General features: G+C 73.5%; 22 protein-coding genes and 3 pseudogenes. 9 read left to right on the top strand and 16 right to left on the bottom strand.

The features are described from left to right. Positions 1-8 precede the first annotated feature (8 nt). Complete coding sequence (locus ACNAVT_RS04685) at positions 9-233, top strand: DUF2631 domain-containing protein (RefSeq protein WP_416293128.1); 225 nt, start codon at positions 9-11, stop codon at positions 231-233. A 75-nt stretch (positions 234-308) separates the two neighbouring features. Here ACNAVT_RS04685 and ACNAVT_RS04680 read toward each other — a convergent pair whose 3' ends face one another. The 8 genes from ACNAVT_RS04680 to ACNAVT_RS04645 all read right to left on the bottom strand — a co-directional run bounded on the left by ACNAVT_RS04680 (position 309) and on the right by ACNAVT_RS04645 (position 9,036). Continuing rightward, positions 309-1,421, bottom strand: a complete 1,113-nt coding sequence (locus ACNAVT_RS04680) for a DivIVA domain-containing protein (protein ID WP_416293126.1) — start codon at positions 1,419-1,421, stop codon at positions 309-311. Between the two features lie 31 nt (positions 1,422-1,452). Next, positions 1,453-2,601, bottom strand: a complete 1,149-nt coding sequence (rlmN, locus tag ACNAVT_RS04675) for a 23S rRNA (adenine(2503)-C(2))-methyltransferase RlmN (protein WP_416293124.1) — start codon at positions 2,599-2,601, stop codon at positions 1,453-1,455. Between the two features lie 104 nt (positions 2,602-2,705). After that, on the bottom strand, positions 2,706-4,226 hold the full coding sequence (locus tag ACNAVT_RS04670; RefSeq protein WP_416293574.1) for a phosphatidate cytidylyltransferase: 1,521 nt from the start codon (positions 4,224-4,226) through the stop codon (positions 2,706-2,708). Positions 4,227-4,486: 260 nt separating this feature from the next. Beyond that, a complete protein-coding gene (gene frr / locus ACNAVT_RS04665) occupies positions 4,487-5,044 on the bottom strand; it encodes a ribosome recycling factor (RefSeq protein ID WP_416293122.1) in 558 nt (185 codons plus the stop codon). An 87-nt stretch (positions 5,045-5,131) separates the two neighbouring features. Continuing rightward, a complete protein-coding gene (gene pyrH / locus ACNAVT_RS04660; RefSeq protein ID WP_416293120.1) occupies positions 5,132-5,899 on the bottom strand; it encodes a UMP kinase in 768 nt (255 codons plus the stop codon). A 164-nt stretch (positions 5,900-6,063) separates the two neighbouring features. Continuing rightward, entirely contained in the window at positions 6,064-6,891 is an 828-nt protein-coding gene (gene tsf, locus ACNAVT_RS04655) for a translation elongation factor Ts (protein ID WP_416293118.1), read from the bottom strand. Between the two features lie 135 nt (positions 6,892-7,026). Further along, the gene (rpsB, locus tag ACNAVT_RS04650; RefSeq protein ID WP_416293117.1) at positions 7,027-7,854 is read right to left on the bottom strand and encodes a 30S ribosomal protein S2; all 828 of its coding nucleotides are present in this window, start codon (positions 7,852-7,854) and stop codon (positions 7,027-7,029) included. A gap of 258 nt (positions 7,855-8,112) precedes the next feature. After that, a complete protein-coding gene (locus tag ACNAVT_RS04645) occupies positions 8,113-9,036 on the bottom strand; it encodes a hypothetical protein (RefSeq protein ID WP_416293116.1) in 924 nt (307 codons plus the stop codon). A 161-nt stretch (positions 9,037-9,197) separates the two neighbouring features. Between ACNAVT_RS04645 and ACNAVT_RS04640 the strand changes: the two genes are divergently transcribed. The 3 genes from ACNAVT_RS04640 to ACNAVT_RS04630 are packed head-to-tail and all read left to right on the top strand — an operon-like array spanning position 9,198 to position 12,282. Further along, the gene (locus ACNAVT_RS04640) at positions 9,198-9,557 is read left to right on the top strand and encodes a YraN family protein (protein ID WP_416293114.1); all 360 of its coding nucleotides are present in this window, start codon (positions 9,198-9,200) and stop codon (positions 9,555-9,557) included. 2 nt (positions 9,558-9,559) lie between these two features. Then, positions 9,560-11,080, top strand: coding sequence for a YifB family Mg chelatase-like AAA ATPase (locus ACNAVT_RS04635; protein WP_416293113.1), 1,521 nt, complete (start codon positions 9,560-9,562; stop codon positions 11,078-11,080). Then, the gene (locus ACNAVT_RS04630) at positions 11,077-12,282 is read left to right on the top strand and encodes a DNA-processing protein DprA (RefSeq protein WP_416293111.1); all 1,206 of its coding nucleotides are present in this window, start codon (positions 11,077-11,079) and stop codon (positions 12,280-12,282) included. Before ACNAVT_RS04635 ends, ACNAVT_RS04630 begins: the two co-directional genes overlap by 4 nt. A 139-nt stretch (positions 12,283-12,421) precedes the next feature. On the opposite strand, the gene ACNAVT_RS04625 is transcribed toward ACNAVT_RS04630, so the two are convergent. After that, a complete protein-coding gene (locus tag ACNAVT_RS04625; RefSeq protein WP_416293110.1) occupies positions 12,422-12,763 on the bottom strand; it encodes a hypothetical protein in 342 nt (113 codons plus the stop codon). Between the two features lie 485 nt (positions 12,764-13,248). Here ACNAVT_RS04625 and ACNAVT_RS04620 point away from each other — a divergent pair. Together ACNAVT_RS04620 and ACNAVT_RS04615 are read left to right on the top strand one after the other, a co-directional pair. Continuing rightward, positions 13,249-13,678 (top strand): annotated as a pseudogene (locus ACNAVT_RS04620) (site-specific integrase); the annotation flags it as partial. 131 nt (positions 13,679-13,809) lie between these two features. Further along, a pseudogene (locus ACNAVT_RS04615) lies at positions 13,810-14,310 on the top strand (tyrosine-type recombinase/integrase); the annotation flags it as partial. Between the two features lie 118 nt (positions 14,311-14,428). On the opposite strand, the gene ACNAVT_RS04610 reads toward ACNAVT_RS04615, so the two are convergent. Continuing rightward, the gene (locus ACNAVT_RS04610) at positions 14,429-15,451 is read right to left on the bottom strand and encodes an RNA-guided endonuclease InsQ/TnpB family protein (protein ID WP_416293109.1); all 1,023 of its coding nucleotides are present in this window, start codon (positions 15,449-15,451) and stop codon (positions 14,429-14,431) included. 62 nt (positions 15,452-15,513) lie between these two features. On the opposite strand from ACNAVT_RS04610, the gene ACNAVT_RS04605 reads away from it, so the two are divergent. After that, positions 15,514-16,695 carry an aminotransferase class V-fold PLP-dependent enzyme gene (locus tag ACNAVT_RS04605; protein ID WP_416293107.1) on the top strand — a complete coding sequence of 394 codons (1,182 nt, stop codon included), beginning with the start codon at positions 15,514-15,516 and terminating at the stop codon, positions 16,693-16,695. Positions 16,696-16,714: 19 nt separating this feature from the next. Here ACNAVT_RS04605 and ACNAVT_RS04600 read toward each other — a convergent pair. Then, a pseudogene (locus ACNAVT_RS04600) lies at positions 16,715-17,338 on the bottom strand (peptidoglycan DD-metalloendopeptidase family protein); the annotation flags it as partial. 122 nt (positions 17,339-17,460) lie between these two features. On the opposite strand from ACNAVT_RS04600, the gene ACNAVT_RS04595 reads away from it, so the two are divergent. Both ACNAVT_RS04595 and ACNAVT_RS04590 read left to right on the top strand, forming a co-directional pair. Beyond that, positions 17,461-18,111 (top strand): class I SAM-dependent methyltransferase, encoded by a 651-nt coding sequence (locus ACNAVT_RS04595; protein ID WP_416293105.1) that lies wholly within the window; start codon positions 17,461-17,463, stop codon positions 18,109-18,111. A 19-nt stretch (positions 18,112-18,130) separates the two neighbouring features. Then, positions 18,131-19,237, top strand: coding sequence for a sulfite oxidase (locus ACNAVT_RS04590; RefSeq protein ID WP_416293103.1), 1,107 nt, complete (start codon positions 18,131-18,133; stop codon positions 19,235-19,237). Between the two features lie 38 nt (positions 19,238-19,275). Here the strand turns inward: ACNAVT_RS04590 and ACNAVT_RS04585 are convergent, their stop codons facing one another. Genes ACNAVT_RS04585 through lepB (ACNAVT_RS04565) form a run of 5 tightly spaced genes read right to left on the bottom strand, consistent with a single transcriptional unit; the run spans position 19,276 to position 22,428 of the window. Further along, a complete protein-coding gene (locus ACNAVT_RS04585) occupies positions 19,276-19,599 on the bottom strand; it encodes a DUF2469 domain-containing protein (RefSeq protein WP_011905215.1) in 324 nt (107 codons plus the stop codon). Next, positions 19,596-20,408: a ribonuclease HII gene (locus ACNAVT_RS04580; RefSeq protein ID WP_416293101.1), complete on the bottom strand. Its 813-nt coding sequence runs from the start codon at positions 20,406-20,408 to the stop codon at positions 19,596-19,598. The genes ACNAVT_RS04585 and ACNAVT_RS04580 overlap by 4 nt, the downstream gene beginning before the upstream one ends. Further along, positions 20,402-20,869, bottom strand: coding sequence for an NUDIX hydrolase (locus ACNAVT_RS04575; protein WP_416293099.1), 468 nt, complete (start codon positions 20,867-20,869; stop codon positions 20,402-20,404). The genes ACNAVT_RS04580 and ACNAVT_RS04575 overlap by 7 nt, the downstream gene beginning before the upstream one ends. A gap of 48 nt (positions 20,870-20,917) precedes the next feature. Continuing rightward, complete coding sequence (gene lepB / locus ACNAVT_RS04570; protein WP_416293098.1) at positions 20,918-21,550, bottom strand: signal peptidase I; 633 nt, start codon at positions 21,548-21,550, stop codon at positions 20,918-20,920. Beyond that, complete coding sequence (gene lepB / locus ACNAVT_RS04565) at positions 21,547-22,428, bottom strand: signal peptidase I (RefSeq protein WP_416293097.1); 882 nt, start codon at positions 22,426-22,428, stop codon at positions 21,547-21,549. The genes lepB (ACNAVT_RS04570) and lepB (ACNAVT_RS04565) overlap by 4 nt, the downstream gene beginning before the upstream one ends. Between the last annotated feature and the right edge of the window lie 171 nt (positions 22,429-22,599).

The following is a 22,599-nucleotide window of genomic DNA, read 5'->3' as shown; positions in this document are numbered from 1 at the left end:
GACCGACAGTGGCAGGAAGCGAGCCGGTAACCGCGCCAGATCAGCACAAGCCCGGGCACCGCAAGTCCGGACGGATCCTGGCGGTGCTGTCGGCGGCGATGTTGGTGTTGATGGCGATCTGCGGCAACCACGAGGGCAAGGTCGAGGACATCTGGCTGATCGGGATCGCCGCGCTGCTGCTGGGCATCGTGATCGCCGACGCGGTGCTGCGCCGCAACGGCCTGCGGTCCTGATCCGGCGTCACGCACTCGACCCGATACGCGCGAGGGCCCGCCCCCGGCCGGGGGCGGGCCCTCGTCGTCGACGGTTCAGCGGCCGAGCAGGATGTCCTGCACGTCCTTGAGCGCGGCGTCGACCTCGGCCTCGAAGTAGCCGCCGGGCACCAGCCCGAAGCGCAGGGTGTCGAGGTCCTGCGGGTTCACCGGCATCGGGTTACGACCCTGCATGCCGCCGAGAAGGCTGTCGAAGAACCGGTTGACCTGGTCCGGGTCGTACCCGCTGCCGAAGCGGCGCACCTGGAAGCTGCGGCGGATCTGGTCCACCCGGTAGAGGTCACTGCCGGGCGGACCGGCCATGGGCGGGCCGGCGACGGGTGGGCCGGCCAGCGGCGGGCCGGACATCGCAGGGCCACCCCCGAAACCCTGCTGGGGCACGGGCGGCGGGCCGGCCGGGCCACGACCACGCAGGTCACGCAGGTCCCGCTCGGGCATCCGGATCTCGGCGGTCATGTCGGGACGGCCGCGCCGACCGGCCTCAAACCCGTCGAACCGGCCGTCCGGCCCGAAGCGATCGTCCGGGCCATGCCGGTCATCGGGGCCAAAACGGTCATCGGGGCCAAAGCCGCCAGGACCCGGGGGCAGGCCTCGGGGCGGCGGGCCACCGTGGCCCATCGGGGCACCGGGCCCCATCGGTGCACCCGGCCCCATCGGGCCGGGGCCGGCCGGACCGCGCGGGGCGTCGTACCCGCCGCGCGGGCCGTCGTATCCGCCGGCGAAGGCGCCGGTCGGCTCGTCGTAGCGGCTGCCGTAGCGGTCGCCGGGCGGGCCGGCCTGCGCGGGCATCGGTCGCGGCGGCATGGGCGGCTGCGACCCGGGCGGGGGGCCGAAGTCGTCGCGCATCGGCGGACCGAGCCGGTCGACCGTCCGGGGATCGCCAGCGCGCCCGCCCGGGGCACCGCCGCGCTCCTCCAGCTCGGCCAACTGCCGCTCCACCCGGTCGAGGTGCAGGTCGACCTGCCACTCGTCGTAGCCGTTGAACCGGACCCGGAAGACGACGTCGTGGGCCTCCTGGGAGGCCACGGGCGCGCCGACCGGCTGACCGGCGAGCGTCGCCTCCACCCGGTCGAGGAAGGCGTCCACCTCGTCGACCTTGTACCCCCGGCGGAGCGCCTTACGCCGGAAACGCTGACCCTGACTCGCCACTATGTCTCCTGGTCTCGTTCGCTACGCCCGGTCACACCGTGGCTTCGCGCGGTGGCTCGCTGTCCCTGTCCTCGGCGGCGGCGAGCTGCCCACACGCGCCGTCGATCTCGCGCCCCCGGGTGTCCCGCACCGTGGTCGACACCCCGGCATCGCGCAACCGCCGGACGAACTCCCGCTCGACCGGCTTCGGGCTGGCGTCCCAGCGGCTGCCCGGCGTCGGGTTGAGCGGGATGAGGTTCACGTGGGCCAGCTTGCCGGCCAGCAGCCGCCCGAGCAGATCGGCTCTCCACGGCTGGTCGTTCACGTCCTTGATCATCGCGTACTCGATCGACACGCGACGCCCCGTCGTGGCCGCGTAGTCCCACGCCGCGTCCAACACCTCGGACACCTTCCAGCGCTGGTTCACCGGGACGAGTTCGTCGCGCAGCTCATCATCGGGGGCGTGCAGCGACAGCGCAAGAGTCACCGAGAGGTCTTCGCTGGCCAGCCGGCGGATGGCCGGCACCAGGCCGACCGTGGAGACGGTGATGTGCCGCTGGGACAGGCCGAGCCCCTCCGGGGCCGGCGCCACCAGCCGCCGGATGGCCGCGACCACCCGGGAGTAGTTGGCAAGCGGCTCGCCCATGCCCATGAAGACGACGTGCGACAGGCGCGGCGGCGAACCTGCCACCACCCCCGAGGCGGCGACGCCCGCGAGATAGACGGCCTGGTCCACGATCTCCGCGGTCGACAGGTTACGGGTCAGCCCGGCCTGGCCGGTGGCACAGAACGGGCAGGCCATGCCGCAGCCGGCCTGGCTGGAGATGCAGACGGTGACCCGGTCCGGGTAGCCCATCAGCACGCTCTCCACCAGCGAGCCGTCGTGCAACCGCCAGAGCGCCTTGCGTGTGGCGCCGTCGTCGCAGGCCATCTCGCGTACCGGGTTGAGCAGGGTGGGCAGCAGCGCCCCGGCCAGCCGCTCCCGGGTGGCCGCCGGCAGATCGGTCATCTGGGCGGGATCGCGGACCAGACGGCCGAAGTAGTGGTTGGAGACCTGCTTGGCGCGGAAGGCCGGCTCCCCCAGCTCGGCGACGAGCGCCTGCCGGCCCGGCAGGTCCAGGTCGGCGAGGTGACGGGGCGGCAACGCCGGCCGTCGGCCGCGGGCGTCGGGGTCTACGGAGATCAGGGGGAGGCTCGTCATGGCGCGTCCAGTCTGACACGCCGGGGGCGAGGCGCACCCGTCCGTAGGTGCCGAATCGGCCCCGACCGGCCGGCGGATGCGGCTCCGCCCGCGTGATTCATGCCTCAGCCCGCCATCGGCACGAAGACCGCCAGCAGCAGGTACGCCGCCGGCACCGCGAACAGGATCGAGTCGAGCCGGTCCATCAGGCCACCGTGCCCGGGGAGCAGGTTGCTCATGTCCTTGACCCCGAGATCCCGCTTGATCATCGACTCGGCGAGGTCGCCGAGAACCGCCGCGCAGGAGATCGCCACCCCGAACAGCGCACCCCACCAAGGCGACACCTCGAAGAGCAGCCGGAGCAGCAGGGCGCTGCCCGCCGCGGCGGCGGTCACCGAGCCGGCGAAGCCCTCCCAGGACTTCTTCGGACTGATCCTGGGCGCCATCGGATGCTTGCCGAAGGCGACGCCGGCCGCGTACCCGCCGGTGTCGGAGAGCACCACGGCGACCAGGGTGACCAGCACCCTCAGATGCCCGTCGCCGGGGGCGGCCGCGAGCATGGCCGCGAACCCGCCGAGGAAGGGCACGTACACCGCGATCAGGGTGGCCGCGGTCAGGTCGCGCTGATAGTTGCCGGGGCCGTCACCCAACCGCCAGATCATCGTGCCGAGCACGGTGACCAGCAGGCCGAGGCTCAGCGCGTCGGGGCCGGCGAACCAGCCCAACCCGACGGTGATCACGCCGCCGGCGATCAACGGCACCAACGGCGGGTGGGCTCCGCCACGGCGGACCGCCCGGGCCATCTCCCAGGTCCCGATCGCCACCGCGGCGGTGATCACGGCGAGGAACGCCGGAAGGTAGAAGAAGAGCGGCACCACGATCGCCGCGCCGAGGGCCAGCCCGACCGCGACAGCGGCCGGCAGGTTGCGGCCCGCCCGGCCGGTCGCCGGCTGGGCGGTGGCCGGTCGGTCGGCGCTGGCGCGACGGCGGCCGCGCCCGCGCCGAGCCGGCGCAGGCTCGGCTGCGGGCGCGTCCCGTACCGCCGGGAGCTGGTCGGTCGGTTCGTCCCGGACCGGGTCGATCTGCGCGATGGGGTACTCGTCGTCGGGTACGTGCGGGCGGCTGTCCCGGCGAGCGTCGTCGTGGCTCCGGCCGTGCGGATCCCGGCCCGGGTCCCGGTACCAGGGATCGTCCTGGTGGTCCGGGTCCGCGTCGCGGTAGGCCGAGCCGGTATCCCGGTGGTCCCGCTCGTCGCGGCCCTCGTCCCAGTGACCTCGGTCGTCGCGGCCCGCGTCCCAGTGGTTTCGGTCGTCGCGGCCCGGATCCCGCTGGCCGCGGTCGTCGTGGTAGCCGGCCTGGTCGCGCCAGCCGCGATCCGCCCCCCGGTGCACCCGCTCGCCCGGGCCGCGGCCCGGGCGGTCGTCGTAGGGGCGGCGGCCGCGCGGTGCGTCGTACCCGTCGTCGTCCGGTCGGGGCCGGCCGTACGGGTCAGCGGCGGGACGACGACGGCCGGTCGACTCCGCGTACGCCTCGGGCCCGCCCGGCTGGTGCCAGGGCTGCGGTTCGAGGTCGGTCTCCGGCCAGGGCAGCGGGGTCGAATCCCAGCCGCGCGACTCGGCGGCGCCGTAGGGGTCGGGGCGGGACATCACGCACCGAGCGGAAGCGGTACGAGAGCCACCACATGACGCAAGACCAAGACCATCCCCTACAGGCGTGACTGTTCCGGTTGACCGACCAGACGGTCGGCCGATCCCCGCCGTTCACCCGGTGGTGGTCGGGAATCGTGCCGAGCCTACTGCACCGGGGAACCCGGCACGGCGGACGATGGCCCACCACGACGACGGCACCGGGTCCGCTACCCGGAGCGGATGGCGGCACACCGGTGCCGTGACGCGTGGACGAGAGCTCAGACCTCGAGCAGCTCGTTCTCCTTGTGCTTGACCAGCTCGTCGACGGTGGCGACGAAACGCTGGGTCAGGTCGTCCAGCTCCTTCTCCGCGCGCCGGCCGTCGTCCTCGCCGACCTCGCCGTCCTTGACCAGGCGGTCCAGCTCTTCCTTGCCCTTGCGGCGGATGTTGCGGACGGCCACCTTGGCCTCCTCGCCCTTGTGCCGGGCGACCTTGATCATTTCGCGACGGCGCTCCTCGGTCATCTGCGGAAGCAGAATGCGGAGCTGGTTGCCCTCGTTGTTCGGATTCACCCCGAGGTCGGAGTCGCGGATCGCCTTCTCCATGGCGCCCAGCTGCGAGTTGTCGTACGGCTTGATGATCACCATGCGCGGCTCGGGAACCGCGATGGACGCCATCTGGGGCAGCGGCGTGGGGCTGCCGTAGTAGTCGATGACGATCCGGGAGAACATGGCGGCGTTGGCGCGACCGGTGCGGATGCCGCCGAACTCCTCCTTGGCGTGCTCGATGGCACGCTCCATCTTCTCCTCGGCCTCGAGGAGGGTGTCGTCGATCACCGGTCTCCTCGCCTCCTTCTGTTGCTCGTCGTGGGCTGTGCTGCTGCTGTGGTGTCGCGGAGGACCGCTGCCGGCTCGGCGGGCCGCTCAGGCGGTGATCAGGGTGCCGATCTTCTCACCGCCGACGGCACGGACGATCGTGTCGTCGCCCTGGGCGCCGAAGACCAGCATCGGCAGGCCGTTCTCCATGCAGAGGCTGAACGCCGCGGCGTCGGCCACCCGCAGGTTGCGGCGCAGCACCTCGGAGAAGGTGATCGAGTCGAGCTTGCTCGCCGTCGGGTCGACCCGGGGGTCCGCGGTGTACACCGCGTCCACGCCGTTCTTGCTCATCAGCACCACGTCGGCGCGGATCTCCAACGCCCGCTGGGCGGCGACGGTGTCGGTGGAGAAGTAGGGCATGCCGGCACCGGCGCCGAAAATGACCACGCGGCCCTTCTCGAGGTGCCGGATCGCCCGCAGCGGGATGTACGGCTCGGCGACCTGTGCCATGGTGATCGCGCTCTGCACCCGGGTCTCGATGCCCTCCTTCTCCAGGAAGTCCTGGAGGGCCAGGCAGTTCATCACCGTGCCGAGCATGCCCATGTAGTCGGCCCGGGCCCGGTCCATGCCGCGCTTCTGCAGCTCGGCGCCGCGGAAGAAGTTGCCGCCGCCGACCACCACGGAAACCTGCACACGGCGACGGACCACGGTGGCGATCTGCCGGGCGATGCCCTGCACGACGTCCGGGTCGACGCCGATCGCGCCGCCGCCGAAGACCTCACCGGAGAGCTTCAGCACCACCCGGCGGGCCCGGCCGGGCGGTGGGGCGGTCGGATCATCCGCCGCCAGGCTCCGGTCACTCACAACCTGCGTCATCCGCCCCGCCCCTTCCGTTGCGCACCCCGGGTGCGCCGCGTACGCCGAACCTGCCGTTGCCGACCCTATGTGACGAGGAGGCCGCGGTGCCTGTCACGTACACCGGCGGCCTCCTCGTCGACGTTTCCCTCCCCCCGGGCGCGTCATACGCCCGGAGCGGCGGCTCAGGCCTGTCCGACCTCGAACCGCAGGAAGCCGGTCACCTCGATGCCGGCCTCGGCCAGCACCTGCTTGACCGTCTTCTTGTTGTCGGCGACCGACGACTGCTCCAGCAGGACGAAGTCCTTGAAGAAGGCGTTGACCCGACCCTCGACGATCTTCGGCAGCGCCGCCTCGGGCTTGTTCTCCTCGCGGGCGGTCTGCTCGGCGATGCGCCGCTCCGACTCGACGACCTCGGCCGGCACCTCGTCGCGGGTGAGGTACTTCGGCCGCATGGCGGCGATCTGCATGGCCACGCCGCGGGCGTCCGCGTCGGCGGCCTCGTCGGTCTTGCCGGCGTACTGCACCAGCACGCCGACGGCCGGCGGCAGGTCCTGGCTCTTGCGGTGCAGGTAGACCGCGGTGCTGCCGTCGAGCTTGGCGAAGCGGCTGAGCACCAGCTTCTCGCCGATCTTGGCGGACTGCTCCTGGACCAGTTCGGCGACGCTCTTGCCGTCGACGGTGCTGGCGAGCAGCTCCTCGGCGTTGCTCGCGCCGCTGGCCACACCGTGCTCGACCAACTGCTGGGCCAGCGCGATGAAGGCGTCGTTCTTGGCGACGAAGTCGGTCTCGCAGTTGAGCTCGAGCAGCGCCTGGCCGGAGTGCGCGACGAGGCCGTTGGCGGCGGTGCGGCCGGCCCGCTTGCCGACGTCCTTGGCGCCCTTGACGCGCAGGATCTCGACGGCCTTGTCGAAGTCACCCTCGGCCTCGGTCAGGGCCTTCTTGCAGTCCATCATGCCGGCGCCGGTGAGGTCGCGGAGCTTCTTGACGTCCGCGGCGGTGAAGTTGGACATGGCTCTCTCTTCGGGTCTTGAGACTGCGGTGGGATGGTCTGGGTCCCGGTTACCCGGATCCGGGCCGGTTGTGCCCGGCGTGCCCGTCGCGCCCCACCGGCCGGAAATTCGGACGGTGGGGACGCGACGGTGCGATCACTCCGCGGTGGCGGGCGCCGGCTGCTCGTCGCCCTTCTTCGGCTCCTCGAGCAGCTCGCGCTCCCACTCGGCCAGCGGCTCGTCGGCGCCGACCTGGCCCGCCTCGGGCTTCTCGTCGGTGCCGCGGCGGCGGCCGGAACGGGCGATCAGACCGTCGGCGACGGCGGCGGCGACGACCTTGGTCAGCAGCTCGGCCGAGCGGATGGCGTCGTCGTTACCCGGGATCGGGAAGTCGACCTCGTCCGGGTCACAGTTGGTGTCGAGCACCGCGATGACCGGGATGCCCAGCTTACGGGCCTCGTCGACAGCGATGTGCTCCTTCTTGGTGTCGACCACCCAGACCGCGGCCGGGAGCTTCTGCATGTCCCGCAGACCGCCCAGGGTGCGGGTCAGCTTGTCCTTCTCGCGGGAGAGCTGCAGCGTCTCCTTCTTGGTGTAGCCGGCCGCGGTGCCGCTCAGGTCACCCAGGGCCTCCAGCTCCTTCATCCGCTGGAGCCGCTTGTACACCGTCTGGAAGTTGGTCAGCATGCCGCCGAGCCAGCGGTGGTTCACGTACGGCTGGCCGACCCGGGTCGCCTGCTCGGAGATGGCCTCCTGGGCCTGCTTCTTGGTGCCGACGAAGAGGATGCTGCCACCCTCGGCGACGGTGTTGCGCACGAAGTCGTACGCCTTCTCGATGTAGTCGAGGGTCTGGCGCAGGTCGATGATGTAGATACCGTTGCGCTCGGTGAAGATGAAGCGCTTCATCTTCGGGTTCCAGCGCCGGGTCTGGTGCCCGAAGTGGACACCGCTCTCCAGCAGCTGACGCATGGTCACGACGGCCATGATGGGGTACTCCTTGCGATCCCTGGTTGTCCCGCCCGGCCGGCGGCCGGGCGTCCTGGCGCCCGTTCGCCGGCCGTGGCGGACCCGATCATGATCGGGACCAGGGAGGCCGTCGCCCCACGAGGTGTCCGTGGAGAAGGCGCGCGAGGTCGACCGCGCGAGGCGGTCGCCAGTCGACCAGTGTACGCCCCTTCTCCGTCCGCCGGTCCCGGGGTGCGGGAACGTCCGCCCGGGTCGCCCTGGCGGACGTACGTCCGGTCAGCGGGCGGCGAGCGCCGCCGCGACGAAGAGCACGAGCCCGACGGTCAGATACGCCGTCGGCGGCCGGAGCCAGCCGCGGCTGCCGTCGGCGAGCGCCAGCCCGCCGGTGCGCAACCCGTAGAGGCCGGTGCCGAAGATCGGCAGCCCCAGCACGAGGAACGTGCCCACCACCACGTGCGAGGCGGAGACCGGGTTGCCCACCACGCCCCGCAGGAGCACCCGCAGCGCCGGGACCTCCAACACCAGCACCAGCACCGTCAGCAGCACCGCGAGCACCGGCCGGCGGGTCCGGTAGACGCCGTCCCCGGGCGGCGGCCCGTCCAGCCGGGGCACGACCGCCGGCATCGGGCCGGTCGGCATGTCCAGCGGGTGCGGCACCGGGCCGCCGACCGCCTCGGCCGGCGCACCGGGCCGCTCCCCGACGGTCAGCGGCGTGGGCGCGCCGTGGGTCGGCCGGTCACCGGCGGTGATCGGCGCCGGGGCGGCGAGGGCTGCGTCCGCCGGGCGGGTCGGCTCCACGATCGGGTAACCGCCCAGTGGGCCGGGGCGCAGCGCGTCGCCGGTGCGGTCCACGCCGAGCGGATCAGCGGCGCTCTCGCGCGCACCCAGGTCGCCGACCTCGCGCGCCGCCCGGCGGCCGACGCGCTCGCCCGGCAGCTCACCGGAGATCTCCGGGTCGTCCGACCGCCGCGCCCGCCGGTAGCTGTCGGTGTCGTCGCCCAGCGGGTCGGCCGCGCCGAACCGCCCCGGGTCGCCGTACCGGCTCTCGCCGCCGGTGCGCTGCTCGGGGGCTCGGAAGTCATCGTCGCCGTAGCGCGCCTCGCCGGTGCCACGCCAGTCCGGTTCGTCGTACCCGCGGTCGCCCCAGTGCGATCCCTGCTGATCCTCGGAATAGCTCCGTCGTCCGTCCACGACCGGCACGGTATGCGACCGGCTCCGCGCGCGCCATGCCGGCACGCTCCGGGCCGGCCCGCTAGCACAGCCAGGGCATGATCGTCCGCCCGTCCACAGGGCGCTCCGTCGTCCACAGGAGGTCCGGTGGAACCCCGCCGCCCGGGAAGTGGGCGCGCACCGTGGCGGGCATGACGAAGCGGAACCAGGCCGTCGGCGCGTACGGGGAGCGGTGCGCCGTCCGGCACCTGATCGAGGCGGGGCTGCGCCCGGTCGCCCGGAACTGGCGCTGCCCGGACGGGGAGATCGACATCATCGCCTGGGAGGGCGCGGTGCTCGCCTTCTGTGAGGTGAAGACCCGCCGTACGGAGGACTTCGGCAGCCCGGCCGAGGCGATCGTGCCGGCGAAGGCGCGCCGGCTGCGCGGCCTGGCCGCCCGATGGTTGGCCGAGACCGGCACCACCGCCGAGGAGGTCCGCTTCGACGTCCTGGCCGTCCGGCTCTCCGCCGCCGGCCCGGCCCGCGTCGAGCACCTCAAGGGCGCGTTCTAGCCATGAGCTACGCCAAGGTGCTGTGCGTGGGCCTGGTCGGGGTGGCCGGGCACGTGGTGGAGGTGGAGGCCGACCTGGCAGCCGGGCTGCCGGGCGTCACGATCTCCGGCCTGCCCGACACGGCCCTGCACGAGGCCCGGGACCGGGTACGCGCGGCCATCGTCAACTCCGGCCAGAAGTGGCCGAACCGGCGGATCACCCTCAACCTGCTTCCGGCCACCCTGCCGAAGTACGGGTCCGCGTTCGACCTGGCCATCGCGGTGGCGGTGCTCGGCGGCTCGGGCGAGCTGCCGCTGCTGCCGCTGGACCGGACGGTGGTCCTCGGCGAACTCGGCCTGGACGGCACGGTCCGCCCGGTACGGGGGGTGCTGCCGATGGTCGCCGCCGCGGCCAGGGCCGGTGTCGCGCGGGTGGTGGTGCCGGCCGGCAACGCCGCCGAGGCGGCCGTGATCCCCGGCATGCAGGTACGCGCGGTCGACACCCTGCACCGGCTGGTCGCCTTCGTCCGGGACGGCTCGCCGCTGCTCCCCCCGACGGCGAACGCGCCGGCCACGGTCGCGGAGGGTCCCGACCTCGCCGAGGTGGCGGGGCAGCGGCTCGGCCGGCGGGCGGTGGAGGTGGCGGCGGCGGGCGCGCACCACCTGGCGCTGCTCGGCCCTCCGGGCGCCGGCAAGACCATGCTCGCCGAGCGGCTCCCGTCGATCCTGCCGGAGCTCGACGACGACGCCGCGCTGGAGGTCACCGCCCTGCACTCGATCGCCGGGCTCCTGCCGCCCGGTGGGTGGCTGTTGCGCCGGCCCCCGTTCCAGGCGCCGCACCACACGGCCACGGTTCCCGCCCTGGTCGGCGGCGGGTCGGGGCTGGCCCGGCCCGGCGCGGTGTCGCTGGCTCACCGCGGCGTGCTCTTCCTCGACGAGGCACCCGAGTTCAGCAAGGGGGCGCTGGAGGCGCTGCGCCAGCCGTTGGAGAGCGGCTGGGTGCGGGTCGCCCGGACCCGGGGCGCCATGGAATACCCGGCCCGGATGCAGCTCGTGCTGGCCGCCAACCCCTGCCCCTGCGCGAAGCCGTCCGGCGACGTCGACTGCGAGTGCACTCCCCTGGCCCGGCGGCGCTACCTGGGCCGGCTCTCCGGGCCCCTGCTGGACCGGGTCGACGTGCAGGTCAGGCTGCTGCCCGTGCGGGCGGCGGAGCTGCTGGAGGCGGGCACGCCGCACGAGTCGTCCGCGACGGTGGCCGCCCGGGTCGCCGACGCCCGCCGGGCCGCCGCCGACCGTTGGGCGTCCACCGGTCGTCGGGTGAACGCCGAGATCCCCGGCCCGTACCTGCGCCGGCCACCGTGGCAGCTGCCCGGGCGGGACACCCGGGAGCTGCGCAAGCGGCTCGACTCCGGCTCGCTCTCCGCCCGCGGGTTCGATCGGGTCATCCGGCTCGCCTGGAGCATCGCCGACCTCGACGGGCGCGACCGCCCCGACGGCGGCGACATCGCGGAGGCCATCCAGCTCAGGACGGGAGAGGGCGCATGACCGCCGTGGCTGACCGCCTGCTGGCGCGGGTGGCATTGACCTGGCTCACCGAACCGGGGACCTGGTCGGTGCACCGGCTGGTCGATCAGCTCGGCCCGGTCGCCGCGCTGGACCGGCTCCTCGACGGCGGGGCTCCGGACCGGGCGCTCCGGTCCGCGGTGGCCGCCCGGTCGGCCGGCGACGACGCCAGGGCGGTGGCGGAGCAGGCGCTGGCGCGCACCGAGCGGCTCGGCGCGCGGGTGGTCACCCCTGACGACGACGAGTGGCCGGCCCGGGTCGCGGACCTGCGAAGGCTGGTGCTGCCGGGGGCCGAACGCCGGGTCGACCTGGAGACCGCGCCACCGCTCTGCTTCTGGGTACGCGGCGCCTGGCCCCTCGGGCAGGCGTTCGACCGGTCGGTCGCCGTCGTCGGCGCCCGGGCGGCGACCCCGTACGGGACGCACGTCGCCACCGAACTCGGCTACGGGCTGGCCGACCGGGGCTGGACGGTGGTCTCCGGCGGCGCCTTCGGCATCGACTCCGCCGCGCACCGGGGCGCGCTGACCTCGGGTGGGCTCACCGTCGCCGTGCTGGCCTGCGGGCTGGACCGCCCGTACCCGATGGGCAACGCGGCGCTCTTCGACCGGATCGCGGAGACGGGCCTGCTGGTCAGCGAGTGGCTGCCGGGCGCCGAGCCGCTGCGGCCCCGGTTCCTCATCCGCAACCGGGTCATCGCGGCCGGCACGCTCGGGACGGTGCTGGTGGAGGCGGCGGCCCGCAGCGGCGCCACACAGACCCTCAACCGGGCGATCGGGGTCGGCCGGCCGGGCATGGTGGTGCCGGGCCCGGTCACCTCGGCAATGTCGGTGGGCGCGCACGAGCTGCTGCGGGAGCAGCCCGAGGCCCGGCTGGTCACCGGCGTCGCACACGTGCTGGAGGACGTGGGCCGGATCGGGGACGACCTGGCCCCACCCACCCGGGCACCGGAGCGCCCCCGGGACCGGCTCGACGACGAGGCGACCCAGGTGCTGGAGGCGCTGCCACGGCGCAAGGCGCTGGGCCTGGAGAGCGTCGCGGCCCGCGCCGGGGTGGATCTCCGCACCGCCATGCGCAAGCTGTCCATGTTGGAGGAGCTGGCCCTGGTGGTCCGCCGCGACGACGGGTACGCCCTCGCGCCGCCCCCCGCCAAGGGCGCGGGCGCCGCCCCGGGCCGGCCGGCATGACCAGCGCCCGACGCCCCGGACGAGCCGGACGACGCGGCGAGCGCCGGGACCCGGACGCGATACGCGACGGCGGGGCGGGCACAGCCTGTCGCACTGCGGCCCTCCCGGCCGACGTCGATCGGGAGGGGCTGCCGTCCGTTCAGTCGCTCTCGAACCGGATCTCGACATCCCGGCCGTTCAGGCAGCGTCGGGCGAGCAGCACCAGCTGGCGAATCTGCTCGACCTCCGCGGGTGCCCGGGCCGCCTCGGCCAGACAGCGCAGCTCGGGGAGCAGTTGCGGGACGGCCTCGGCGTTCACGACCAGCTCGCCGAGAGGGTCGACACGGTCGAGCAGGGGCGTACGGCCCCCACCCCGGACCCGCCTCATCAGGTCGAGCAGCACGTCGTCGGGGTCCGCCACCACCGCGACGGCGACGTACGACGGCTGGCGGCGAGCGGGCCCGGCCCGTACCAGCCGGTAGAGGACGGCATCCACACCCACGCTCGTTCCTCCTCCCGTCGGCGTCGCTCTACCCGGTCGACGCCCCGTTCCGACGTGCGAGTCACCCTTGCGTGCCGCCGCTGTGCCGGTACGCCGCACCGCCCCGGCCGCCCGCCGTGCGGACGGAACAGCCGCTTTATGGACAGCGGCGCTGGCGGCACCAGCCGGCGGCTGCACCGAGCTGACCGCCGAACGCCCGCCCGGCGCGGCCACCGTCCTCTTCGTACGACCAGTTTCTCCCGTCCGGGCCCAGGTCAGCCACCCCGGATCGGCATGCCGCCCCGCTCGACGCACCGGACCCGGCAAGCCGGCTTCCGGCGCGCGTCGGAACGGCGGCCCGCTGGGGCGCGGTCGTGCCCGTAGGCTGGGCCGGTGTCCGCCGACAGCACCGTGCGCACCGGCTGCGGGACGGCTCCGGACGACGCCGGTCGATCGTCCCGGTTCACCACGCCGACCTCGATCACCCGGCAGGACCGGGGGCGCCGGTGAGCGACGAGCGACGCAATACCCGAGCTGCCCATGAGGCGCTGCCGCCGGAGCTACGTGAGGCGGTGGACGCCTTCGCCGACCACCTGGCGACGGTTCGCAACCGGTCCGCGCACACCGTACGGGCGTACGTGACCGACCTGGTCTCCCTGCTCGACCACGCGGTACGGATGGGTTGCGCCGACCTGTCGGAGTTGGACCTGACCGTGCTGCGGAGCTGGTTGGCGAAGCAGCGGACGATGGGCGCGGCCCGGACGTCCCTGGCCCGCCGAGCCGCCTCCGCGCGCACGTTCAGCTCGTGGGCGCACCGGACCGGCCTGCTCGCCGCCGACGTGGCCGCACCGCTGGCCAGTCCCCGGGCCCACCGGGAACTGCCCACGGTCCTGCGGGCCGACCAGGCCGCCGCCCTGATGGACGCCCCGCGCCGGGGCGTCGACCGGACACCAGCCAGCGATGCGGACGCCGTGCCGGGCAGCGACGCGGACGCCGTGTCGGGCGGGACGTACGCGGCAGGCGGATCCGTGCGCACCGGCCCGGATGGCGGCGGAGAAGAGGACGCGCTGCTGCTCCGCGACCGGCTGCTGCTCGAGCTGCTCTACGGCACCGGCGTACGGGTCAGCGAGGCGTGCGGGCTGGACGTCACCGACGTCGACCACGCCCGTCGGGTGGTACGCGTGCTGGGCAAGGGCGGGCGGGAGCGGGCCGTGCCGTACGGGGTGCCGGCACAACGCGCGCTGGACGCGTGGCTGAGCCGGGGCAGGCCCGCCCTCACCGGTCCCGGTTCGGCGAGGGCACTGCTGCTCGGCGCTCGGGGTAGGCGGCTCAACCCGACCACCGCCCGCCGAATCGTCGCCGGGTACGCCGAGGCCGCCGGCCTGCCCCGGACGACCCCGCACGGGCTGCGGCACTCGGCGGCCACCCACCTGCTGGAGGGCGGCGCGGACCTGCGGGCCGTGCAGGAACTGCTCGGCCACTCCTCGCTGGCCAGCACCCAGATCTACACGCATGTCTCGGTGGAGCGGCTGCGGGCGGCGTACCGGCAGGCGCACCCGCGGGCCTGACTCGCGGGCGGGCGATCCGGGCAACGCGCCCGGTCGGCAGGGTGCCGGGCGACCTGGGAGAACCGCGAGTTGATGATCCACGGTCGGGCTACGATCAGCGATTGACATCCTCCCTCCCCTAAAGGGAAGGGATTCCCTGGGTCGCCCCAGAGGTTTCCTGCTTCACCGCCGGCCGCCCTGTTCGGGAGGACTCCCTTTGAGGTCTTACACCAGCTCCACAGGCAGACACCGCCAGCCCGGCGGCCAGGATGTTGCGCGCCGCGTTCACGTCCCGGTCATGGGTCGTGCCGCATCGGCACGTCCACGACCGCACGTCCAGCGGCATCTGCTCGGCCAGCGCCCCGCAGGCCGAGCACAGCTTGGAGGACGGAAACCAGCGGTCGACCGTGATCAGCTCACGGCCGTACCCGTCGGCCTTGTACTCCAACATGGTGCGGAACTGCCGCCACGCCGCGTCCGAGATGGCACGGGCCAGGCGGTGATTCTTGACCATGTTCCGCACTGCCAGGTCCTCGATCACGAGCGTTTGATTCTCACGCACGAGTCGAGTGGTCAGCTTGTGCAGGTGGTCCCGCCGCCGGTCGGCGATCCGGGCGTGCACCCGCGCCACCCGGAGCCGGGCCTTGGCCCGGTTCGCCGAGCCCTTCTGCTTGCGGGACAGGTCCCGCTGGGCGCGGGCGAGCCGGGCCCGGTCAGCGTGTTCGTGCCGGGGGTTGACGATCTTCTCCCCCGTGGAGAAGGTGAGCAGGCTGTCGAGCCCCGCGTCAACCCCGACGGCGGCGTTCACGGCCGGGGCGTGCGGGATCAGGTCGGCGCAGAGCAGGGACACGAACCAGCGGCCAGCCGCATCCTGGGAGACAGTCACCGTGGACGGGGACACGCCCTCCGGCAGGGGACGCGACCACACGATGTTCAGGGGTTCGGTCATCTTCGCCAGGGTGAGAGTTCCGTTGCGGTAGCGGAACGCGCTGCGGGTGTACTCCGCCGATCGACGAGATTTCTTCTTGCTTTTGAAGGTGGGGTAGCGGGCACGCTTGGCGAAGAAGTTCGTGAACGCCGCCTGCAAGTGCCGCAACGCCTGCTGCAACGGGTGTGGGCCGACGCATATCCGCCTTGGCGGCGGACCTGCTGCCCCTGCCATGCCCGGCAAGGGTTCCGTTTCCTCCCCCGCCCGAAGGCAGGGGTATCCGCGGAAGGAAGTCGATGACGGTCCCGCAGCCGCCCGAGCCGATCCCCGGGGCTCGGCTGCTCTTCTCCCTCGACCCGTCGGTCAGCCACCTCAACCACGGCTCGTTCGGCGCGGTCCCGATCGCGGTGCAGCGGGCCCAGCAGCGCCTGCGTGACGAGATGGAGGCCAACCCGCTCCGCTTCTTCACCCAGGGCCTCGTCGACCGGATCACCCACACCCGGCGCCACCTGGCCACGTTCCTGGGGGCCGATCCGGATGGCACCGCGCTGGTCGGCAACGCCACCACCGGCGTGGCCGTGGTGCTCCAGTCGCTGGGCCTGCGGCCCGGCGACGAGGTGGTGACCACCGACCACGGGTACGGGGCGGTCGCCTTCTCGGTGGAGCGGGAGTGCCGCCGCACCGGGGCGGTGTCCCGCACCGTGCCCGTGCCGCTGACCGCCACCGACGAGGAGGTAGTCGAGATCATCCGGGCGGGGCTGCGCCCGGGCCGGACCAAGCTGCTGATCGTCGACCAGCTCACCTCGCCCACCGCGCGACTCTTCCCGACGGCCGCGATCGTCGGGGTGGCTCGGGAGCAGGGGGTGCCGGTGCTGGTCGACGGGGCGCACGCCCCGGGCATGCTGCCGATCACGGTGGCCTCGATCGGCGCCGACTTCTGGGTCGGCAACCTGCACAAGTGGGCGTACGCGCCGCGGGGCACCGCCGCGCTGGTGGTGGCCGAGCCGTGGCGGGAGCGGATCCAACCGCTGGTGGTGTCGTGGGAGCAGGACAGCGGCTTCCCGACCCGGGTCGAGTGGCAGGCGACGCTGGACTACACGCCCTGGCTGGCCGCCCCGGTGGGCCTGTTCACCCTGCGCAGCCTCGGCCTGGACCGGGTCCGCGCGCACAACGCCGCGCTGGCGGCGTACGGGCAACGGGTGGTCGGGGACGCGCTCGGGGTGGCGCCGGCCGACCTGCCGGAGCCCGGCGGACCGACGGTCGCCATGCGGCTCATCCCGCTGCCGGCCGGCCTCGCCACCACGATGGACGCCGCGCAGGCGCTGCGCGCCCGGATCGCCGAACGGCTCGCCGCCGAGGTGCAGGTGGCGTCCTGGAAGGGGCAGGGCTGGCTGCGGCTGTGCGGCCAGGTCTACAACACCCCCGACGAATACGACCGGCTGGCGGTCCGGCTGCCCACGCTGCTCGCCCTGGGCTGAGCCGCGTCGGCGGCGGCGGGTCGAGCGGGAGCAGCCGGACCGGGCCGAGGCCGAGCAGGGCCAGCGGATCCAGGTATTCCTCGCCCCGGCGCAGCCCCCAGTGCAGGCACGCCTCGGCCGGGCAGCCTGGGTGGCCGGGGAGGAGGGTGCCGACCGGCGTGCCGGCCGCGACCGGGGCGCCGACGGGCAGCACGGGGAGCACCGGCTCGTAGGTGGTCCGCAGGCCGTCGGCGTGCCCGACGGTCACCACCGGTCGCCCGGCCACCATGCCCGCGAAGAGGACGACCCCGGCGCCGGCGGCGTGGACCTCGGCGCCCGCCGCGGCGGCGAGGTCGACGCCGCGATGGCCGGGCAGCCACGGCTGCGGTGGCGGGTCGAACCGGCGTACCGGTCGGGGTGTTCCGGACAGCGGCCAGCCGAACCGCGACCGTGCTCCGGCCGCCGCACCGGCAGCGGTCGCCGGCCCGTCCGCCGGGACCGCCCCGGCGGTCGGCGCTCGCCCACCCGCCGGAGGCGGGAGCGCCGGGTGGACCGCCGCGACGGGCCGGGGCGGCGCGATGACCGGGCCGGTCACCGCGACCACGAGCAGCAGGGCGCCGAGGGCCGACTTGGCCCGTCGCAGGAGAGTCCGCACGCCATGCACCCTGCCGCCACCAGCGGTGTCCCGCTGGCGCCGGAGTCGGGACTGTGGACGACGGGACCGGCTGTGGACGGCCCCCGGGCGGGAAGCGGATCTGGTATGGGCGCGACGCCTATGCTGGCCGCGTGACGAAGGACTGGTACGCCTGGCACGCCGACTACGACCAGCCCGGCTCCGGCCTGCACCGGCGCCTCACCGAGCTGTGGGACCGGATCCGCGAGGTCCTGGATCACGCGCCGGCCGGCCCGCTGCGGGTGATCAGCCTCTGCGCCGGCCAGGGGCGGGACCTGATCCCGGTGCTCGCCACCCACTCCCGGCGCGACGACGTCACCGCCCGTCTGGTCGAGTTGGACCCGCGCAACGCCGAGGTCGCCCGGAAGGCCGCCGCCGAGGCCGGCCTCTGCGGGGTCGAGGTGGTGGTCGGGGACGCGGCACTCACCGACCGGTACGCCGATCTCGTCCCGGCGGACCTGGTGCTGGTCTGCGGGGTGTTCGGCAACATCGCCGAGGCGGACATCCGGACCACGGTCCGGCACTGCGCGGCGCTCTGTGCCACCGGGGGCACGGTCTTCTGGACCCGGCACCGCCGCGAGCCGGACCTGGTCCCGGCGATCTGCGACTGGTTCGCCGAGGAGGGCTTCACCCCGGTGGCGGTGAGCAGCCCCGCCGACGGCGTGGGGGTGGGGGTGCACCGCTTCACCGGCGCGCCCCGCCCGCTGGAGCCCGGCGTGACGATGTTCGAGTTCGTCGGCCACGACCACCTCACCCACCCCTGACCGCCCGGAGGAAGCCACGATGACCACTGTGGACGATGTCAGTCTGCCCTCCCGGGTGGCCGGGCCGGACGAGGCGATCAGCGCCGAGGAACTCCAGTTGGCCGCGCGCAACCACGGGATTCCGCTGGAGGCGCTCCGCTACGACGTGACCCCGGCCGGCCTGCACTACCTGCTCATCCACTACGACATTCCGGACGTCGACCCGGCGGCGCACACGCTGACCGTCGACGGCGCGGTGCAGCGCCCGCTCGCCCTGGCTCTGGCCGCGCTGCGGGAGCGGCCCCGGGTCACCCACCGGGTCACGCTGGAGTGCGCCGGCAACGGCCGGGCGCTGCTGCACCCACGCCCGGTGAGCCAGCCCTGGCTGGTGGAGGCGGTGGGCAACGCCGAGTGGACCGGCACACCGCTGGCCCCGCTGCTGCGCGAGGCCGGGCTCAGCGCGGACGCCGTGGACGTGGTCTTCACCGGCGCCGACCATGGGGTGGAGCGCGGCGTCGAACAGGACTACCAGCGGGCGCTGCCGGTCGCGGACGCGCTGCGCGAGGAGGTGCTGCTCGCGTACGAGATGAACGGTGCTCCCCTGCTGCCGCAGCACGGCGCGCCGCTGCGGTTGATCGTGCCCGGCTGGTACGGGATGGCGCACGTCAAGTGGCTACGGAACATCCAGGTGTCGACCGAGCCGTTCGACGGCTACCAGAACGCGGTGGCGTACCGGCTGCGGCAGGACGCCGACGATCCGGGCGTGCCGGTGACCCGGATCGAGCCCCGCGCCCTGGTCCGCCCGCCGGGCTTTCCGGACTTCATGTCGCGCACCCGGGTGCTGCGGCCGGGGCGGTGCACGGTGGACGGTCGGGCCTGGTCGGGCCACGCGCCGGTCACGGCCGTGGAGGTGACCTTCGACGGCGGCACCACCTGGGTGCCGGCGACGCTGGAGGAGCCGACCGGGGGCGCCTGGGCCTGGCGGCGCTGGCACGTCGAGTGGCACCCGACGCCGGGCCGGCACGTGCTGAGCGCCCGGGCGGTCGACGCCTCCGGGCGTACCCAGCCGGTTGAGCAGCCGTGGAACCGTGGCGGGTTCGCCAACAACCTGGTGCAGCGGGTCGAGGTGATGGTGCTGGCGGAGTGATCCGCCGTGGGCGGCCGATCGGGCCGCCCACGGTCGGGTCAGCTGCCGAATCCGGAGTCTGCGGGAAGGGAGATGTCGGGCTTTTCCAGCTCTTCCACATTGACGTCCTTGAACGTCATCACCCGCACGTTCTTGACAAATCGGGCAGGGCGGTACATGTCCCACACCCAGGCGTCGTGCATCTCCACCTCGAAGTAGACCTCGCCGTCCGAGTTGCGAACGTGCAGGTCGACCTGATTGGCCAGGTAGAAGCGGCGTTCGGTCTCCACCACGTAGGAGAACTGGCGGACAATGTCGCGGTACTCCCGGTAGAGCTGCAGTTCCATCTCGGTCTCGTACTTTTCGAGATCTTCCGCGCTCATCGCACTCCGCCTTCCATGACCACATCTTCCCCCACCGGCGCCGGAGGTCGCGGCTGCTCGCCCAACGCCACGCCGACGGTACCCCCTGGCGCGCCGGACTGCTCCATCGGCTCGTCCGGGCCACCGACGACCGGCCGGCGGGAACGGGGTGGCTGCCCGTCCCGCCCGGAGACGGCCGCCACGTTCACGTACGAGAAGCGGTGCTCCCGGCACGGTCCGAGCTCCCGCAGCGCGGTGGTGTGCTCCGGCGTGATGTAGCCCTTGTGCTCGGCGAAGCCGTAGCCGGGGTGCCGTTCGTCCAGTTCCACCATGATCCGGTCCCGGGTGACCTTGGCCAGCACGCTGGCCGCCGCGACGCAGGCGGCCACCCGGTCCCCCTTCCAGACCGCCAGCCCCGGCACGTCCAGCCCGTCGACGCCGAAGCCGTCGGTCAGCACGTAATCCGGGCGGGTGGTCAGCGAGGCGAGCGCCCGGCGCATCGCGGCCAGGTTGCACACGTGCAGCCCCCGCGCGTCGACCTCGTCGGCGGGGATGACCACCACCGCGTACGCCAGGGCGCGTGCCACCACCTCGTCGTAGATCCGCTCCCGGCTGGCCGGGGTGAGCAGCTTGGAGTCGGCCAGCCCCTCGATCTCGCCGCGCCGCCCCTCGGGCAGCACCGCCGCGGCGGCCACCAGGGGGCCCGCGCACGCCCCCCGGCCGGCCTCGTCGGCACCGGCCACGTGCCGGAATCCCCGCCGTTGCAGGGCCCGCTCCAAGGCGTAGAGGCCGCCGTCGCGGCGCACCACGGTGCGCGGGGGCGTCAGCACGGCGCACCTCCGGCGAGCGCCCGGGTGAGCCGGTCCGGCAGGTCCGGCGGGTAGTACCGCTCCGCGGTCGCGGCCAGTTCCGCCACCGGCCACCACCGGTGGCCGGACACGCTGGCCCGCTCGATCTCGTCGAAGCCCGCCGTGTCGACCTCCCAGGACGGCACCCGCAACAGGAAGAACTCCTGCTCCTGGCGGTACCAGACGCCGTCGAACGGGAACTCGACCGTCTCCGACCAGACCGGCGCGCCCAACGCGGCCGGGGCGAGCCGCAGCCCGGTCTCCTCGGCCAGCTCGCGGGCCGCGCCCTCGGCGGTGCTCTCCCCCGGCTTCAGGCCGCCGCCCGGCGTGAACCAGTAGGCGTGCCCCGGTCGGCCCGGGTCGGTGCCGGCGAAGAGCAGCACCCGATCGGACGCGTCGACGAGCAGCACACGGGCCGCACGGCGAGGGGTGTAGACGGTCACCGCCCAAGCCTGCCAGACGCGTCCGACGAACGCCCACGCCCTCCAGGGTCAGGGATTGGGGATCCCGTCGAACTGCTTCGGCACCGTGAGCCAGGTCGCCCGGCTGGGCGGCCAGAAGATCGTGAACGCCCGGCCGACCACCTGGTCCTCGGGAATGGTGGCCTCGGTGATGTCCTCGCCGGACTGCTGCCAGTGCTCCAGCGAGTCGCCGGAGGCCTCCCGGTGGTCACCCATCACCCAGAGCCGTCCCTGCGGCACGGTGATGTCGAAGTCCCGGTCGGCCGGCTTGTTGCCGGGGAAGACGAACGGTTCGTCGATCGGCTTGCCGTTGATGACCAGCCGCTCCTGCGGGCCGGTGTGGTCGCAGCAGACCACGTGGTCGCCGCCGACTCCGATCACCCGCTTGATGAAGTCCTCGCCCTCCGGGTTTCCACTCCAGGTGGTGGGCGCCTTGAAGACGATCACCTCGCCCCGGTGCGGCGAGCGGAAGTCGTAGACCAGCTTGTTGACCAGCACCCGATCGTCGATCTTGAGAGTGTTCTCCATGGACGGCGAGGGGATGAAGAAGGTCTGCAGCACGAAGGCACGTACCAGCACTGCGACCAGGATCGCCACGCCCAGGAGGATGGGCAGCTCCTTCCAGAAGGAGCTGCGCGGCTTTTCGGTCTGCTCGTCGATCACGGGAGGAGCCTACGTCCCCGGGTGCGGCGCAGTCGCCCCGAACGCGCGAGAACGGAGAGCGTGGCCGTGACGGGGAGGACCAGGATCACACCGCCCACCGGGTCGGGATCCACCGGCACCGGCCCGGCCGGTGCCGCGTGGGGCTGCGTCAGGTCGGCGAAGGCCTGCGGGACGGGCAGCGTGGCCCACCGCTGCGACGGCCACACGATCATGAAGGCCCGGCCGACCACGTTGTCGATCGGCACCGGACCCTGGCACCGGGCGTCCTGCGAGACCAGCCGGTGGTCTCCCATCACGAAGATCTGCCCCGGGGGTACGACCACCTCGGTGAACTGCCGGGAGCGGCACTCCTTCGCATTCGGCGGCAGCTCGGCCGGCGAATCCTCGGACACGTAGGCGCTCTCGTCCAGCGGTACGCCGTTGACCACGACCCGGCCGTCGTCGCAGCAGGAGATCCGGTCGCCGGGCACGCCGATGACCCGCTTGATGAAGTCCTTCTCGCCGGGACGGCTGACGCCGACCAGGTCGCCGAGGGTCCGGCCGATCCTGCCGGCGAAGTTGGTCGGCGGCGTCGGGGCCTCCTGGGCCACCCAGTTGTCGGTGCCCCGGAAGACCACCACCTCGCCGCGGACCGGGTCGCGGACGTCGTAGACGACCTTGTTGACCAGCACCCGGTCGCCGATGAGCAGGGTGTTCTCCATCGACCCGGACGGGATGAAGAACGCCTGGAGCAGGAAGGTGCGGATCAGCACCGCCAGGCAGAAGGCGACGACCAGCAGCAGGGGCAGCTCCTGCCAGAGGGGCATCGACCGGCGGGTGCGCCGGGCTCGCCGGCGCCACGGATCGACGGTGCCGTCCTCGTCAAGCATCTGCACCATGCCACTCTCCGGTCCGCAGAAACGACACTACCGCCCGGGAGTCTCGCCGGAGACCCCGCGGGCGGTAGTGACTCGTCGTGCCACGCGTCGAACGAGCGCAGCGCGCCGTCCTCCTGCGCCCGTACGACCAGGGTAAAGCGATCCGGTCGATACGACATCCACGCAGGTGAG

It is taken from the genome of Micromonospora sp. SL4-19, from assembly GCF_047921475.1.
In the GTDB taxonomy this organism is placed as follows: Bacteria; Actinomycetota; Actinomycetes; order Mycobacteriales; family Micromonosporaceae; genus Micromonospora.
Note: the sequence above shows the minus strand (reverse complement) of the source record. Positions and strands in the feature narration are given on the sequence as shown.